This window comes from Paenibacillus sp. FSL K6-1122 (genome assembly GCF_037977015.1).
Classification (GTDB): Bacteria; Bacillota; Bacilli; order Paenibacillales; family Paenibacillaceae; genus Paenibacillus; species Paenibacillus amylolyticus.
Genome location: NZ_CP150272.1, coordinates 6846151 through 6862341, shown reverse-complemented (window position 1 = coordinate 6862341; position 16191 = coordinate 6846151). Strand labels below are relative to the sequence as shown.

At 44.0% G+C, this 16191-nt stretch carries 14 protein-coding genes and 1 pseudogene; 7 read left to right on the top strand and 8 right to left on the bottom strand.

From position 1 onward, the window contains the following. The first annotated feature begins 238 nt into the window (after positions 1-238). Positions 239-832: an ANTAR domain-containing protein gene (locus NSQ20_RS30470; protein ID WP_036671644.1), complete on the top strand. Its 594-nt coding sequence runs from the start codon at positions 239-241 to the stop codon at positions 830-832. 18 nt (positions 833-850) lie between these two features. Then, a complete protein-coding gene (locus tag NSQ20_RS30465; protein ID WP_340031450.1) occupies positions 851-1927 on the top strand; it encodes an anthranilate phosphoribosyltransferase in 1077 nt (358 codons plus the stop codon). A gap of 41 nt (positions 1928-1968) precedes the next feature. Here NSQ20_RS30465 and NSQ20_RS30460 read toward each other — a convergent pair whose 3' ends face one another. The 4 genes and pseudogenes from NSQ20_RS30460 to NSQ20_RS30445 all read right to left on the bottom strand — a co-directional run bounded on the left by NSQ20_RS30460 (position 1969) and on the right by NSQ20_RS30445 (position 6574). Next, complete coding sequence (locus tag NSQ20_RS30460; protein ID WP_026081401.1) at positions 1969-2481, bottom strand: acyl-CoA thioesterase; 513 nt, start codon at positions 2479-2481, stop codon at positions 1969-1971. Positions 2482-3145: 664 nt separating this feature from the next. Further along, positions 3146-4084 (bottom strand): hypothetical protein, encoded by a 939-nt coding sequence (locus tag NSQ20_RS30455; protein ID WP_036671642.1) that lies wholly within the window; start codon positions 4082-4084, stop codon positions 3146-3148. Positions 4085-4735: 651 nt separating this feature from the next. Beyond that, a pseudogene (locus tag NSQ20_RS30450) lies at positions 4736-5807 on the bottom strand (IS3 family transposase); the annotation flags it as partial. 143 nt (positions 5808-5950) lie between these two features. After that, entirely contained in the window at positions 5951-6574 is a 624-nt protein-coding gene (locus NSQ20_RS30445) for a GPR1/FUN34/YaaH family transporter (RefSeq protein ID WP_036671640.1), read from the bottom strand. A gap of 435 nt (positions 6575-7009) precedes the next feature. Between NSQ20_RS30445 and NSQ20_RS30440 the strand changes: the two genes are divergently transcribed. Next, positions 7010-7186: an aspartyl-phosphate phosphatase Spo0E family protein gene (locus NSQ20_RS30440; protein WP_017691636.1), complete on the top strand. Its 177-nt coding sequence runs from the start codon at positions 7010-7012 to the stop codon at positions 7184-7186. Between the two features lie 173 nt (positions 7187-7359). Here NSQ20_RS30440 and NSQ20_RS30435 read toward each other — a convergent pair whose 3' ends face one another. Beyond that, positions 7360-8289, bottom strand: a complete 930-nt coding sequence (locus NSQ20_RS30435; protein WP_036671639.1) for a response regulator — start codon at positions 8287-8289, stop codon at positions 7360-7362. Between the two features lie 329 nt (positions 8290-8618). Between NSQ20_RS30435 and NSQ20_RS30430 the strand changes: the two genes are divergently transcribed. Beyond that, a complete protein-coding gene (locus NSQ20_RS30430; protein ID WP_036612140.1) occupies positions 8619-10055 on the top strand; it encodes an alanine/glycine:cation symporter family protein in 1437 nt (478 codons plus the stop codon). A gap of 152 nt (positions 10056-10207) precedes the next feature. Here NSQ20_RS30430 and NSQ20_RS30425 read toward each other — a convergent pair whose 3' ends face one another. Next, on the bottom strand, positions 10208-11047 hold the full coding sequence (locus tag NSQ20_RS30425; protein WP_036671638.1) for a methyl-accepting chemotaxis protein: 840 nt from the start codon (positions 11045-11047) through the stop codon (positions 10208-10210). Between the two features lie 282 nt (positions 11048-11329). Here NSQ20_RS30425 and NSQ20_RS30420 point away from each other — a divergent pair, with 282 nt between their 5' ends. After that, positions 11330-12022: a cyclic nucleotide-binding domain-containing protein gene (locus NSQ20_RS30420; protein WP_036671636.1), complete on the top strand. Its 693-nt coding sequence runs from the start codon at positions 11330-11332 to the stop codon at positions 12020-12022. Between the two features lie 136 nt (positions 12023-12158). Here the strand turns inward: NSQ20_RS30420 and pepT are convergent, their stop codons facing one another. Continuing rightward, entirely contained in the window at positions 12159-13397 is a 1239-nt protein-coding gene (gene pepT / locus NSQ20_RS30415; protein ID WP_036671635.1) for a peptidase T, read from the bottom strand. A 442-nt stretch (positions 13398-13839) separates the two neighbouring features. On the opposite strand from pepT, the gene NSQ20_RS30410 reads away from it, so the two are divergent. Further along, a complete protein-coding gene (locus tag NSQ20_RS30410) occupies positions 13840-14031 on the top strand; it encodes a 2-hydroxymuconate tautomerase family protein (RefSeq protein WP_017691642.1) in 192 nt (63 codons plus the stop codon). 48 nt (positions 14032-14079) lie between these two features. Then, the gene (locus NSQ20_RS30405) at positions 14080-15114 is read left to right on the top strand and encodes an NADH:flavin oxidoreductase/NADH oxidase (RefSeq protein WP_017691643.1); all 1035 of its coding nucleotides are present in this window, start codon (positions 14080-14082) and stop codon (positions 15112-15114) included. A 265-nt stretch (positions 15115-15379) separates the two neighbouring features. On the opposite strand, the gene NSQ20_RS30400 is transcribed toward NSQ20_RS30405, so the two are convergent. Beyond that, positions 15380-16147, bottom strand: coding sequence for a class I SAM-dependent methyltransferase (locus NSQ20_RS30400; protein WP_036671634.1), 768 nt, complete (start codon positions 16145-16147; stop codon positions 15380-15382). Between the last annotated feature and the right edge of the window lie 44 nt (positions 16148-16191).

The following is a 16191-nucleotide window of genomic DNA, read 5'->3' as shown; positions in this document are numbered from 1 at the left end:
TAACGTTAGCACGCTGGATACGATAAATACTGTAGAAAAGGTGCCATGTATAGTGTTTCACCCTTTTTAATTGCAACATGATGAGGCATGAAAAGATCATTCTAATGTTAAAAATAAGACGCATAATCGTCACCACTTATTTTTTGTTAGGTAATATAACATGTTTATCGCTTTCGTGTATTAACGTCTTAAATGATATGGACTCTGATTATACGCAATAGGGAGGGATTGATCCATCATGCGATCTTTATTGGTCATCCGTGTTCAACCAACGATAGCTGCCTCATCCGATGCAATCCCTCTGACACCGGAGAGGCTGCTGGGAGCAAACGGGTACCATGTACAGGTTGCGGGCAGTGAAGCGGAAGCGGTGAAGCTAGCTCGTGTGGCCGAAGCGTCCATTTTGCATCTGTCGCTGGCTGATGTGGAGTACTGGGTGAACTGCCTGGGAAAGGGGAAGTCGGATTCACCGCTGCTTTGGTGGTGCGCGCCAGATACAGCCTCTTCCTCCGCAGAATCCTGCGAGGTCGAAACTTCATTTGATGGAATACTTACACCGTCCATGACTGGGCCCGAGATTCACTGGACTCTTCACTTTGCAGCCCGACGCTACATGGAACGCAAACAGTGGGAGCAGGAACGGAAGCAGTTGCAATCCAGGCTGGAGGATCGGAAGTGGATTGATATGGCGAAGGCTATCCTTAGTGATCTGAAGCAGATCTCGGAGGCCGAAGCCTATGACCTGTTACGCAAGAAAGCGATGGATGAACGCAAACGGATGGTCGATGTAGCCACAGCGATTGTGAAGGCCCATCAACTGCTCCAGTCTTAGTTGGAAGGAGGATTCTCCATGGATATGTCTCAGATACTCCGAGAGGTCGGACGTGGGAAACGAGGCTCGCGTGATCTGAATTATACAGAGGCACTGACTGTAGCAGAGAAAATCCTGAAACAGGAGGTTTCCCCTGCCCAGACGGCTGCGTTTCTAATGGCTGAACGTATGAAAATGGAAAACGTCGAGGAACTGGAAGCTTTTGTTCATGCATGTCGTAACAGTGCGGAACGTTTCTCCGTATTTCAGGACGGTTTGGACTGTGCCGGTCCTTATGATGGACGGACGAAGTCGTTCATGGCCACGTTTCCGGTTGCATTTGTACTCGCGGCGGCCGGGTTGCCGGTGACTTTGCACGGGAGTGATCCTTTACCACCCAAATGGGGAGTTACGCTGTCGGTTCTGTTAAAGGAAGCAGGAATTGATACACGTAAAATGGATCGGGAAGATGCACGGAGCGCTGCATTGCGTTCGGGTGTCATGTACGTATCCTCCGAGGATTGGTGCGAACCTCTTCGTAAGCTTCGTCCGTTACGGGAAGAGTTGGGTTTTCGAACGGTGTTTAACACAGCAGAGAAACTGATTGATTATAACCATTCACCGTATTTGGTGTTTGGTGTGTTTCATAATACCTTTCTGGATCGGATTGCGAAGTTGCTCACCCGGTTTAACTATCGGCGTGCTTATGTTGTACAGGGGATGGAAGGTTCTGAGGATCTGTATATTGATCGGCCAACCCGCGTATACGCCGTGGAAGACGGTGATATGAAGCTGGAACTGGTTGATCCTACAGCCTATGAACTGGATATGCCCGTGCCGGAGCTGGTCTGGACGGCTGCGAAGCAGCTTGAAGTGGCGGAAAGCGTGTTAAGCGGTGAGGGTCATATTGCTTTTGTGAATCAGGTCTTGTTAAATGGAGGTTTCCGCTTGTATGCGGCGGGGCGTGTCAATTCCATCGAAGAGGGCATATACACGTGTCAGGGATTACTGGAGAGTGGTGCAGCGTATCGCATCTATCAGCAGTGGTGTGTCTCCATGGGTGGTGAACTGCCGGATAGCAGAGCGGTGTCCATCTATCCGGCATCGACCAGATAATGTAATGCTGGTGTTCCATCTTGTTATTGTTTAGCGTGTTTTTATTCCCAAGGATAAGTAACGGTCAGGAAGTCAGCGAATTTCTTGCTCTCTTCCCGCCGTTGTTTCCGCATGGCCGCCCGATCCGGAGCGGTCTCGTATAGTTTCTTCTCTTCTTCCGTCTCCGGGATAATGCGGGGTACGATCAGTTTGCGATTATTTTCGTCCAAGGCCACAAAGGTCAGAAATGCAGTCGCCGCAATTTTCTTCTCTCCGGTCTTCAGATCCTCTCGAATCACTTTCACAAAAATCTCCATGGAACTTCGTCCTGTCCAGGACGCGAACGATTCAAGTGTAACCGAATCCGTTGGATTAATCGGGTACAGGAAATCGACAGAGTCGGTTGAAGCCGTTACAGTATTGACCCGGCATAGCTTGGAAGCGGCAATGGATGCAATATCATCGATGTAGGACATCAGCTTGCCGCCGAATAACGTATTATGATTGTTGACATCGGTTGGGAACACCCGTGCCGTCTTGAAACAACGTGTTTCGCGTACATATTTTTTCTCCACCTGATCCATCTCCGTTGGTTTCGGTATCTCTCTCATGCTTTTTTCCTCCTTACAGTATGGCTGCTGTGACATTTTATTTCATGTGTTGTAGGGTCTATTTTTGATCTGTTATCCCTAGGTTACTCCTCTAACGGTAAAGAGGGGAATAATTAAAGCCTGGTTTTGAGAGGGTGGTTTACTGTTAGATAATCATATACTGTTTCGGGTAAAGTGGCTATCCTTGAAGAAATTGAGCGAGGTGACATCGAATATAATTCTGTATGCAGAAAGCACGGAGTGGTACAAGTGATCTTATGGATATAGAAGCATGTAATAAAGTGTTTGTAGAGGGTCTGGAAACCCGTAAGCCTAATAAAAGTTAGAGTGCTCGAACTAAAGCTCAAAATGTTCAGATTTTCTTAAACGGTATAATCAACCAAGTAGCTTGAAAAGCTTATGTGGGGGGAGTAACGGTTGTGATGAAGTAGTATTTTTAATATACTGATACGTTTAAACTACACTTCATTTAAACTAAAAGACCGTTTCCCATTAGAGTGTTGGGAAACGGTCGGAATTATTCGAGAGTCTTTAAACTAATTATGACAAAGAGGGTGAATAAATTTAGGAATGGATAAGTGATGAAAACTATTTGATCAATTACAGGCAAGTTTCACGATTTTTATTTCTAGTATTTGAATGCTCCAGAGTAAATATCATATGCTCTACTTGATAATTTACTAGACGTCCACTGGCTTGGACTAGTAGTTACATGTCCATTTGATTTTGCTGCTGCAAACGCTTCGTAATTGTCTTTATATCCCTTGCTTTCATAAGCCCGGCCAGCTTCATTGTTATTGAAATCCATAAAATTTGAGTTAACAAATAAAGATTTGAATTTACTTGCTGTATTGGTTTCGCCTTTTACTTTATTTGTATAGTAGATCCCCTGTGCGAGTTTTGTAGCTGCAGTAGCAGTAGGAAAATTGTTTTCTGCATATCTAACACCAAAAGCAGAGAATTCATGATTATCAGCTATAAAGGTAGCAGCACCTCTAGTAATCGTAATTGTATCCGTTAAATGATAGTTCCATGAGAAGTGTCTAAAGGCGTCAACTTCATTTTCCTGTGTAGTTGTAAAGCCATATCTGTTTTTGTATACTTGTTGTTCCTCGTTAGCTCGGTCAGTTGCAACATATACTCCAGCAAGGACTACTGCACCATACTTGCTAGTCACAATTGCTCCCTCAATATCTCTCTGTAAATTTGGGTATGTATTATTTACTGCTGCATTAAGAGATGCAGTCGAAGCAGTTTGAGCAGGTGCAATTGAAGATTGAATGGCTTGAAAGTTGGAAGATAGAATTTCCCATTTCTCTACTTCTTCAGGAGTAAAGTACTGGTACTCTTTCACCAGAACAACATTGTTTAGAAATGAAGACAATTCGCTTTCAAATTCATTAATTGTAACATAGTTATTAAAATCTGTTTGAGCTAATTGCTCCACTCTACTTTCTAGCATTTCGGCACTAATATTAGCATCGGAGATTGATGATGCTCCAACAGCAGAAGCAAAAATTGAATAAGCTGTAAAGCTAGAAAGAAGGGCTAGTGAAACTTTTTTCATAATAGATAATCCTCCAGATATTGTAATAGAAACAAGATTATAATATCATTACTATACAGTTTAAACAATGAATTTTTGTAAAAAGGAGGAATATTATGAATAAGCATACTCTTTTCGCTATAATAACCGTTTTATTTTTGTTAGTTGGGTTTCAAATTGGTAGTTTTGCACTCATTTTAATTTCGGGAAATTTGTTTGGACCTTCAATATTCACCCAAACATTTGGCGTGTTGCTTGTTTGGGCAATTATACTTCTATATTTTTATTTAATACCATATCGTATTAATAGATTAAGCTGGAGACTTATTTTACTTTGCCTAATAATCTTTACAATCTTCTCCTATGTATATGACTTTCCTGTGATTGTTCTGGAAGACTAGTGAGACAACAACGTGGTGTTATCCTCTCAAGGTAGATAGTGAAAAAAGAGTTCATATTAATATGAACTTAACACTGGAAATCGGAGAGGATTTTTTGATGCAATCAAATAAACGTAGTAAGAGGGAATCGTCTGTGGGTGGAAGAAGGTTTGACATTTCATTAGTTTGTCAATAGTTTGGGATCAATAAAGGTGGACATATTGTAAAATTTGTAAATTAAAGACTAAATGTGGGTAATTGAGGATCGTTGGGGAAGCTGGATATAGGAGCATTATATGAGTTCCAAAGAAGAAAAAGGAGCCAATCCTGCTGCATGAATCCGGTACCGTACCGGACTCATGTCTTTTAGTTTTGTCTTAATGCGTTTGTTGTTGTAATAATCGATGTATTTGGATAGTTCATGTTTAAAATGTGAGATATTTTCAAATTCCTTTAAATACAAAAACTCGGACTTCATGTTGCCAAAGAAGTTCTCCATGACGGCGTTATCGTAACAGTTACCTTTACGGGACATACTTTGCGAGATGCCACGTTCTTCAAGGGCATGACGATACGATCTCATCTGGTAGTGCCAGCCTTGATCCAAATGAATAAGGAGTTTATCTTTATTTGTTAAACTGCAAAATGCTCGATCTAACATCGTTGAAACAAGGGAGTAGATTGGTCTTGAACCAATCGTATATGTAATGATTTCTCCGTTATACAGATCAAGTATGGGAGATAAATATAGTTTTTCTCCGAACAATTTAAACTCTGTAATGTCCGTAAACCTACTTCTCGTTTGGCCTTTCAGCGTGGGAATTGCGTTCTAATAGGTTCGATGCAATCTTGCCAATCGTCCCTTTATACGAACGATATTTCTTCATACGTACCAAACACTTTAATCCCAATACTTTCATCAAACGCTGTACCTTTTTATGATTCACATGGTGTCCATGATTGATTAACTCGTCACGAATACGACGATAACCATAGCATCCCTCATGCTCCTTATAAATCGCTTGTATCATGTCTTTTAGCTCTAATCCTTGTCTAGCGTACCAAACGCTTTTACCACGTAATAATACGCGCTACGAGGGATATCTGCTAGCTGTAGAAGTGCTTTTACCGAAAATTCGTTCCTTAGTTCATAGACTACTTGAGCTTTGTCTTGTTTGGTGATTTTTCCTTGCTTCGAACCGAGGCATTCAACTTTTTAAATCAGGATTCTCCATTTTCAAACGCTCTACCTCTGCTTGTAAAGCCTCTACAGATCCTTCTACTAGCGTTTTATCCTTCTGTGCTTTAGTTCCTTTTTTCATGGATGAGCGCCCCTTTTTCTTTGGTTGAAGGGCGCCTAACCCTTTTCATAACGCATAACAGCTGTACTTTTACATTTGTGCTAAATTTGGTCATAAAAAAAACTGCACCTCCAATTGGTAGTTGTGTCTAACAATTGGGGTGCAGTTCAGCGCGGACCGGCGCGCTGGCGGTTTACTGCTGTATATTAAGCCTTGGGTTTGAAAATGCCGGACGGTTTGCCGATCGGCAAGAACGCATAACCGAAGTGAGCGTTCAGTACCGAAGCACCTGTACCATACAGGGACACAATTCCGATCGCCAGTTCAGCGTATGCTGCAATGGTGTGGAAAATGTGAGGAGCTACGCCGAAAGCGTCAAAGGTCAAGCCAAGGAACAGGAAGTCAATCAGAATGAAGATGATAAGCAATACTTTATTCGCTTCAATAGCACCAATCGTCATGAACAGGGTGAATACGAGGTATCCGGCAAAAGCAAATCCGAGTTGCTTGCCATCGGCCTGTTCAGCGAGAGTGGAGCCAAATACGCCCATTTTGATCATCCAGTTGGCAGCCATGGCAAACCAGAAGAATGCGTACGCGCCAAAAGCTGTTGTGCCAAAGGTATTGTTGCGTTTGGAATCTTGAATACATGCGAATAACTGGGCAAAAGCACCCAGGAAGATCGCCCAAGGAATAGCGTAGCTAAGTCCTTCTGTAATGCCAAGCTTTTGGGAAGAAGCGACCAGGGTTACGATAGCCAACCCAAATAATCCCATTGCGCTGGGATCGGCGTTAACAATTTTGACTTTAGTCTGTGAATCGGTCTGCATGGTGATGATAAGCCTCCAATAATATCAAATCAGGATCAATGGCCGTCGTTGGCCGTCCTCTACATTACATCATTTGCATCCGCCGGGTCCGGACACACACATCGCCCTATTGTACCTGAATGACCCCATTATGGAAAGGGATTTTATTACCTTTTAAACCAATAGACTTTTTGTTTTTTCAATATACACATTTACGACACAATCCGTTCTGGCCGTGAATGATGAGGCCAGACGTTAGAATCCAACCCTCGGTGTTACCACTAAAATTGCGTCATATCAGCCATTTTCGGATAAGCTCTAGTGTGATAAAATAATCTTTATCAAAATTTGGAGAAGAATACAAAACATCCTTGTCTCCTATGCCATATGTTAATCCAACTATAGATTGACAGGAAAAACTAAAATGGTTCACAGAATAAGGAGGTATCAGGGGTCATGGTTATGAGTTTGGATTTGAAAAATAAAATAGAGAAGGCCAGACATAACCTTCATATGCTGGTAGAGCATAACAAGGGTGGTCTTGGGCATCCCGATGTGATTCGGCAGTCTATGGCATTGGACGAATTGATTAATGAGTATAACCGAATTAGCCGAAACCATTCACGGGCCTAAACCCAAAGCGATTTTAATTTTATACACGGAACAAATCACATAGATTGTAACGCTTGATCGTACAGACGGGCATGAATATAGCCGGTATGGACAGCCTCAGTTGAAGAGGCGGTATCCTACCGGTGTAATATTCATGCCCGTTTGTTTTTGCATCGTATCCATCATGCATCTGTTTAATGCAGTAATCGTTTGGCTTCCAAATAAAGGACCTGTACGAATTTTTTCGTATTAATGCGTGTCTGGGACAAGGAAGGCTCCACGTTGTTTTGCAGCTCCAGCATTTTCTTGCGAATTTCGGTAAAATCGAAAAATTTGGATGCATAGTTCTCGAACTTGGGATGTGTATAATCGGTTAATCCCAGAGAAACCACATGGCTCAGAGTCTGGAAGATGGCACGGCGAACACGTTGTTCCGATGCCTTGATCTCCTTGTTCACCTCTGCGAGAGAGGCGTCTTCTCCCAGTTTACGTATCGCTACATTCTGGAAGATGTCTTTGAGGGATGGGAACGTATAGGGGGACAGCTTATGTTCATCTGTCTCTACCTGCTCCAGATATTCCAGCATGTCCAGCAGATCCCTGCTGCCCGCTTCGCCGATCATGCCCATCTCGGACAGCAGGAAATGTCCTGCAGTCGTGATTGTTTTGTCCGGAACCGGAGCTTCAGCACGTTCGGTAGAATTTAAACCGGACAATCCCTGCAATGTCCGCTGAATATCTGCGATGGATTGCTGCATCCGAAGCCTTTCGCTCACCAACCGCAGAACAGATAGAATCTCCAACCGGTTAATCGGCTTCGTAATATAATATTCAATGCCTAGTGAATAGGCTTCACCGATCATATTTTTCGACTCGATCTGAGAGATCATGACGATCCTGCCCTCGAACCTTCCTTCAAGCGCTCGCACAGTCTGAATCCCGTCTCGTTGGGGCATCAGCAGATCAATCAGCAGTACATCCACCTTATGCAGTTCCAATAGTTCCGCGTGAATATGTGCTCCGTCCTCAGCTTCCCCGGCAATATCGCCCAGGCCTTCATCCTCAATAATATCCATCAACATGGAACGAACGCCAGGATCATCATCCACGATAAAATAACGCATGTCAGTCATTCCCTTTCTCTGCGAATGGTGTGATTGATAAATCTATGGTAAAGGCGGTTAACGCCGCGATGAACTCTCGTTCCAGTGTAATCGTTCCTTTCCTTCTTGCATAGAACCTGACATGTCAGGTTAAATGACAATGATAGGGCGATCAAAGCCCGTTTTTAAAATAAATGTATAGATTGCATGTAGGTATTTGTCGATTTCCGTAGATGCCCTTGTAGTATAAGTAACATCCCGAAGTCTGGGGCTAGTGTTGTGCAGAATGGTACAAACTTTTCGCGTAACCATCTCTGTGCTTGAAATACACCATAAAAAGGGGCATACCGATGGAGCAAACAATACAAGATATTGTCGTCATTTTCAATGATTTTCTATGGTCCAAAGTGTTAATTATATTATTGGTAGTATGTGGTATATACTTCACCACCAAGACCCGATTCATGCAATTCCGCATGATTGGAGATATGGTAAAGGTGCTTCGAGAGCCAAAAAGCAAGGAACCAGGCAAAATTTCACCTTTTCAGGCGTTCTGTATTAGTATGGCGGCCCGTGTAGGTACAGGGAATATTACTGGTATTGCACTGGCGATCGCACTGGGGGGACCTGGGGCTATATTCTGGATGTGGATCATTGCAATTATCGGATCAGCCTCCAGTTTTGTGGAGAGTACGCTGGCTCAGATCTATAAAGTGAAGGATAAGGGCGGATTCCGCGGCGGTCCTGCATATTATATGGAACGTGGATTGGGCAAACGCTGGATGGGGATTTTATTTGCCATTCTCATTACGCTTTCATTTGGTTTGGTTTTTAATGCGGTGCAGTCTAACACGATTACTGTTGCATTTGAGAACTCATTTGGCACGGATCGGTTAACGGTGGGTATCATTATGGCAGTGATATTTGCAGGAATTATTATGGGCGGCGTCAAACGGATTGCAAAAGCATCGGAATACATCGTTGTTGTACTGGCCGTATTGTACATTGGGGTAGCGGCTTTTGTGGTGCTGGCGAACATTACCCAGCTTCCGGCCATGATTGCGTTGATTGTCAAAAATGCCTTTGGCATCGAACAGGTGGCTGGCGGAACTTTAGGCGCTGCGCTGATGAACGGTGTGAAACGCGGATTGTTCTCCAATGAGGCGGGCATGGGTAGCGCCCCGAATGCTGCTGCAACGGCGGATACAACACATCCGGTGAAACAGGGACTTATTCAGGCGTTTGGCGTGCTGACAGATACGTTAGTGATATGTACAAGCACAGCCATGATTATTTTGCTATCCGGGGTATACAAAGGTTCCAATCTGGGAGGCATTGAATTAACTCAGGCTGCATTAAGTGTACATATTGGTTCATGGGCATCGGGATTCCTGGCGGTTATGGTGTTCCTGTTTGCCTTCAGTACACTAATCGGAAATTATTACTATGGAGAAACCAACATTGAGTTTATCAAATCCAACAAAGTTTGGCTGTGGGTATACCGTATTTGCGTTATCGCGATGGTGGTGTTTGGTGCGGTAGCCAAAGTGCAGCTGGTATGGGATTTGGCGGACCTGTTCATGGGGCTCATGGTGGTGGTGAACCTGATTGCAATTTTGATGCTGTCCAAGGTGACTTTCGAAGCGTTGAAGGACTACAAGAAACAAAAGGCTGAAGGTCGTGATCCCGTCTTTACCCGGGACCGGATTCATATTCCGGGTGAAGTGGAATGCTGGCAGTCGGAAGAAGAAGTGATTGGAGATAAATCAATACATGTAACCAATTAAGGTTTTATCTGAACGTAGTTGGTTATATAAAAATAAAATGGGCACAACAAACAACAGGACTTGGATTATCCATCATGGGCAACCCGAGTCCTGTTTGTTGCATATAAAATGTATCTTTGCACTAGCCAAAGTTCATCAAAGATATATTTTGATTAATTTTTAACGGAATAGCTGATCAGTTGTTCGGATAGAGTTTTCATTCGTTCCCCTGTTTCATTAAGCTGCTCAATTACATCCGTAAAGGAGGATACAAGCGTAGCTTGTTCCTGTGAAGAGGCTGCAATCTGGGAGACTTCAACTTCCATCTGTTTGATGACCTGTTGTACATCTCTCAGACTGGTATCGATGTCACTTGTAGCTTGTTTGGCATCCACAGAGAGTTTGCGTACTTCGGAAGCAACCACACCGAAGCCGGCACCAGCTTCACCAACACGAGCGGCTTCAATAGCGGCATTCAGGCCAAGCAAGTTGGTTTGCTCTGAGATTTCACGAATGAACCCGGCTACTTTGTTGATTTGGGAAGAGTTCTGAACAGCAAGTCTGGTATTCTGCAAGATCTGCTCACTGGTTGCTTGCAATTCTTCGGCATGAGCGGCGACATGTTGCACCATATCAACGAGGTTACCATTGATGGTTTGATTTTCTTGTATAATGTCTTCAAGTTGGTTCTGGTTAGATTGGTCGTAAGATACACAGAAAACAGCAACAACTTTCTGGTGATCATCAAAGATCGGAATGTTCAGAATATCCAGTTCGATACCATAAACTTCCTTGGAGAGAGTAGCAAGGGTCGCTTCTCTTCCATTTTTTAAGATGGCAAAGTTTTGATACGATTCCAAGAGTGACATTCCTTTTTCAAAACCAAGATCAAATTTATCTGTCATAATGACATCTAATACTTTTTCGTGATCGTAAAGAGTTAAACTAGCTGGTTCTCTGAGGATCAGGCTGATATAAGGCATTACTTTAAGCAGGGCATCTACAACGTTCATGGAAGAGGACCATCCTTTCAATATTTGAATGTATTATTTTTAACGATCTATGGAATGCTCTATCTTTCATCGGACGGAAATGACTTTTCGTGAACGGCATTTTGCATGAAAGAATGAACATTTTATGATTAAATTTTAAAATATTTCCCATCTAAAATGATTTATTGGATATAAGTGTTAGTTGTAACTATTTTTATATCAAGATATTTGTACGGATGTATATCAAATATAGGACATGTGTCCTTTTGTGTACATTATATAGGGCAACGGAGGGAAGTCGGAATGAAAGAAATTATGGACTTTGGACTTGTGCGGCAACTCGCCCGTGAGAACGGGTTGGATCAGGTGCTGGACGAGCCTGCGCTCGCTGAGTTGCGACTACTTGAGGCTGCGAAGGGCGAGATGATATGTACCAAAGGTGAACGACCCGAGCGGTTGTATTTTCTCGTGCAGGGCAAGCTCAAGATCTATACCACCCTGCCTAACGGCAAGTCTCTGTTGCTTCGTTTCAGTACACCCCTTGCGCTTGTGGGAGATTTGGAACTGGTGAATGGCAAGGAGGCTATGAATACGGTAGAGTCTGTGAGCAAAAGCCTGCTGCTGGGTATCGGCTATCGCGCTCTCCAGAATACGTATGCAGAGAACCCTAAGTTTCTCCACTTTATGCTGAGTCAAGTTACGCACAAATTGTATACCTTTTCCAACCTGTCGAGTCTGAATATGTTATATCCGGTCGAGAGCCGATTTGCCAGCTATCTGTTGTCCACAATGGGCCAGGACGAGTCTTCTTCGGAAGAGATCCAGACCTCCAAGCTCACCGAACTGGCCGATATGCTGGGCACCAGCTATAGACATCTTAATAGAGTTGTTCAAGATCTGTGTAATCGAGATATTATTCGCAAAGTGCAGCGAAAGCTAGTGATCTGTGATCTGGAACAGTTGCGCGTCATCGCAGGAGGCAATATATATGAGTGATGGTATTTTAAAATAAAGCCCAAGCCTGCATATCTAAGCGACATGACGCGACACAATAAAATACAATACGGCACAACAAAGAGCACCCTCCCGAATATACCAAGGGGTGCTCTTTTTGCTCTGCACTTCAAGTGGATTAGATATCTCCGCGTTGTTCGAACAATTGAGCGATCTCTACAATAACACGGGTGGCCTTCACCATATTGTCTACCGATACATATTCGAATTTGCCGTGGTAGTTCTCACCACCAGTGAAGATATTTGGTGTTGGCATGCCCATATAGGATAGTTGGGAACCATCTGTTCCTCCCCGGATGGGACGAATAACAGGTTCGATGTCCAGTCGGGTCATGGCTTCATGGGCAATATCGACGATCTGGCGTACGGGTTCAATTTTCTCGCGCATGTTATAGTACTGGTCATTCAATTCAACCGTGATGCTTTTCTCTCCATACTTGGTCTTCAGTTCGTTTGCGATATGGAGCAGATTTGTTTTGCGCTCTTCAAACTTCTCCCGGTCGAAATCACGGATGATGTAACTCATCTTTGTCAGCTCAACATCACCCTCCAGAGACAACAGATGGTAGAAGCCATCATAACCGTCCGTGAATTCAGGAGCTTCCTCCACAGGCAGGCGTCGATTCAATTCCATCGCAATTTTCAGGGAGTTCACCATCTTATCCTTCGCTGTTCCGGGATGCACATTGGTGCCTCGTACGGTAATTTTGGCGGCGGCTGCGTTAAAGCTCTCGTATTCCAGCTCGCCAAGCGGTCCGCCATCAACTGTGTAAGCATATTTGGCTCCAAAAGCAGCTACGTCAAACTTGTGCGGTCCACGGCCAATCTCTTCATCCGGGGTAAAAGCAACCCGAATCTTACCGTGTTTCACTTCCGGGTGCTCAATCAGATAGGCCATCGCCGTCATGATCTCAGCAATGCCTGCCTTATTGTCTGCACCAAGCAATGTTGTACCGTCGGTTGTGATCAGCGTGTGGCCCTTATACTCGTGCAGTTCTGGGAAATCCTTGTTGGACAGTACTACATCCAGTTCCGAGTTCAACACAATATCAGCACCGTCATAGTTATCGATAACCTGTGGTTTTACATTTTTGCCAGTAAAGTCGGTCGCTGTATCGAGGTGAGCCAGGAAACCAATTACGGGAACATCCTTATCGGTATTGGATGGCAGTGTAGCCATGACATAACCGTTCTCATCCATCGTTACATCTTGCAGACCAATGGATGTACATTCTTCAACGAGCAGTTTGCCCAAGGCCAGTTGGCCGGGTGTGGAAGGGCATGTCTCGCTATTTTCATCGGATTGGGTATCCATCTGAACATAAGTACTCAGTCTTTGAATTAATATATCTTTCATATATAACCTCTCCCTAGCTTGAGTAGTATATAAGTTGAACTACTTGTTTTACACTGATCCACTACGAGGCCAGAATAACCTTCTGATCGCTGTTATCCCCAGATTTTTTTGATCCACTTTTACAAAGGTGAAAATCTGAGGATAGCGTATGCTTTCGATGCAGCTTTCTTGCAGAAAGCTTTTAGCTCCGCTTCTACAGGTTATTTCTGCCCTCTCCGTTATCGTGTACCGTTAGTCACAACTTATGTAAATTGGGTATAGTAATTATTGTGGTTCTCTACGGTTATCATATCATGTTTTGCAGTCATTTCCAGAATGGGGCAGATCCGAAATATGAGGATTTCTAGGTATCAAAAAGGGTACTAGGTCACAAAAATGTACGTACTTGTATTTCTATAACTGAGGTTCATAATAAATGATGAAGAAAGGATGTGTTCAAGACATGCCATTTATCACGGTTAAGGTACTGGAAGGCAAGTCGGTCGAACAGAAACGTCAGTTGATTGAACGTATGACTCAGGTGGCTTGTGAGACACTGGATGTTGATCCGAGCAAAGTCTTTATCTTCATTGAGGATTTGGAGAAGGACAATTACGGCAAGAACGGAAAACTGTTTTCGGACTTAGACAAATAAGTAAGAGTTCATATATATCATGATCATGGAACAGGAGATGTAACATTAATGACTGAACAATTATTTTCGCCCTATCAATTCAAGAGCCTACAATTAAATAACCGTGTCGTCATGGCACCGATGTGCCAATATTCTGTCACTGCGAAGGATGGCATTCCGAACGATTGGCATCAGGTTCACTATGTGAGCCGTGCGGTTGGAGGAACAGGACTAATTGTAATCGAGATGACCGATGTAGATCCGGATGGACGTATTACCGATAATGACTTGGGGATATGGTCAGATGAGCATGTGCCTGCCTTCACCAAACTTGTAGATGGAATTCATGCCTACGGCTCCAAAGTAGCTATTCAGATCGCACATGCGGGACGAAAAGCAGAGGATGCACCGCAGCCGGTTGCCCCATCGGTAGTTACATTCCCGGGAGAAAAGTACAAGGAGCCTCGTGCATTAAGCACGGAAGAGGTAGAAGCCATGGTACAGAAGTTCGCAGACGGTGTTCGCCGCGCAGTGCAGGCTGGAGTAGATACCATTGAGCTGCACGGTGCACATGGATACCTGATCCACCAGTTCCATTCCCCGCTGATGAACCATCGTGAGGATGTATATGGGCAGGATCTGTCCCGTTTTGGCGTTGAAGTCATTCGTGCAGTGAAAAAAGAAATGCCAGCAGATATGCCGCTGATTTTGCGGATTTCGGCTGTAGAATACGCGGATGGTGGATACGATATCGACCACACCATCAATATCGCTCGTGCCTACCAAGATGCAGGCGTGGACATGTTCCATATCAGTTCAGGTGGCGAAGGTCCTTCCGGACAGCGGAAACCGGGGAACTATCCGGGGTATCAGGTACCATTTGCCCGTCGTTTCCGTGAAGAACTGAACGTTCCTGTAATCGCAGTGGGTATGCTGGAGGATGCAGCGTTGGCTCAAGCGGTGATCGGAAACGGTGATGCGGATCTGGTTGCCGTTGGCAGAGGCATGCTGCGTGACCCGTACTGGGCGAACCATGCGGCTCTGGAACTGGGTGTCAGTAAGGATCAAGCTGCCATTGCGGAGCAATATTCTCGTGGATACTAACTTGCACTAACATTTACACTTGCCACTCCGATGACAGAATAACCTTCCGATCTGAGGATAAAGGCGAAGTGTATGCTTTCGATGTAGCTTTCTTGCAGAAAGCTTGTAGCTCCGCTTCTTCAGGCTATTTCTGCCCTCTGCGTTCTCATGTAAATGTTATTGCAAATTTTATATAGTAAAATAGGCCACAGCAGGGGATAACATTTGCTGTGGCCTAATTTTTTTATAGTGAGAAGCATCAGCATATCCATTCAATTACGGATTACTACGCTCTTCGAGTCGCTTCATAGACGAATTTTTGATTCGACTGTGTAGGTGGTTGATCCGGGTTAAAGTCGGCGTACACTTTAATGTCAGAGAAACCAATGTGTTCGAGAATTAGGCGTAACTCTTCTATGCCGTACCAACGCAAGGTAAGTTGTTGCAGCTCCGTAGCAACAAGAGCACCCTGATGCCATTGTTCGTAACGGATCAGACTCACTTTGTACTGTTGTAGAAGGTTCACTTCAATGGTTTTCACTTCTACCGTGATCGTATCACCATCGGGTAATGAAACGGTTGATGTTTCTACAGAAGAGGGTTGTGTCACATCGGGCAGAAACAGATCAAACACGAGCCTGCCGCCAGGTTCTAAATGCTGAAATAGATTACGTAATGCGTTAATCGACGCCTGTCTGTCTTGGATGAGGAGCAGAGAACCTCCGGGAATGATAATTGCCTCGTATCGATATAGAAGGTCAAGCTTCTCCAGATCGGCAACGAACAGCTCAGGCATGGGTAATGCCCGCTCCATACAACGAGAACGGCAAGAGTTGATCATATCCATTGAATAATCAATTCCATCCACCTTCAAGCCTGCTTCAAGCAAAGGAATGAGCACTCGGCCTGATCCTGACATGGCTTCAAGGATACGTCCATTGCAGCGCTGAAGATAATGGCGATAGAATTCAATGTCTCCTCCCAAGGAGTGTCCCACAGGTTTCGTGAGATCATAAACGGCGGTGCATAATGGACCGTAATAACTGAATGACATGGTATAGGTATCCCCCACATGTAAATGTATTAAAATAAAAACGT

Bases quoted from the DNA above. Each gene is read 5' to 3' on its own strand.
- NSQ20_RS30445 (WP_036671640.1), bottom strand. From the start codon at position 6,574: ATGCAGACCGATTCACAGACTAAAGTCAAAATTGTTAACGCCGATCCC.
- NSQ20_RS30405 (WP_017691643.1), top strand. From the start codon at position 14,080: ATGACTGAACAATTATTTTCGCCCTATCAATTCAAGAGCCTACAATTA.
- NSQ20_RS30455 (WP_036671642.1), bottom strand. From the start codon at position 4,084: ATGAAAAAAGTTTCACTAGCCCTTCTTTCTAGCTTTACAGCTTATTCA.
- NSQ20_RS30410 (WP_017691642.1), top strand. From the start codon at position 13,840: ATGCCATTTATCACGGTTAAGGTACTGGAAGGCAAGTCGGTCGAACAG.
- NSQ20_RS30425 (WP_036671638.1), bottom strand. From the start codon at position 11,047: ATGAACGTTGTAGATGCCCTGCTTAAAGTAATGCCTTATATCAGCCTG.
- NSQ20_RS30465 (WP_340031450.1), top strand. From the start codon at position 851: ATGGATATGTCTCAGATACTCCGAGAGGTCGGACGTGGGAAACGAGGC.
- NSQ20_RS30435 (WP_036671639.1), bottom strand. From the start codon at position 8,289: ATGCGTTATTTTATCGTGGATGATGATCCTGGCGTTCGTTCCATGTTG.
- pepT (WP_036671635.1), bottom strand. From the start codon at position 13,397: ATGAAAGATATATTAATTCAAAGACTGAGTACTTATGTTCAGATGGAT.
- NSQ20_RS30430 (WP_036612140.1), top strand. From the start codon at position 8,619: ATGGAGCAAACAATACAAGATATTGTCGTCATTTTCAATGATTTTCTA.
- NSQ20_RS30440 (WP_017691636.1), top strand. From the start codon at position 7,010: ATGGTTATGAGTTTGGATTTGAAAAATAAAATAGAGAAGGCCAGACAT.
- NSQ20_RS30470 (WP_036671644.1), top strand. From the start codon at position 239: ATGCGATCTTTATTGGTCATCCGTGTTCAACCAACGATAGCTGCCTCA.
- NSQ20_RS30400 (WP_036671634.1), bottom strand. From the start codon at position 16,147: ATGTCATTCAGTTATTACGGTCCATTATGCACCGCCGTTTATGATCTC.
- NSQ20_RS30420 (WP_036671636.1), top strand. From the start codon at position 11,330: ATGAAAGAAATTATGGACTTTGGACTTGTGCGGCAACTCGCCCGTGAG.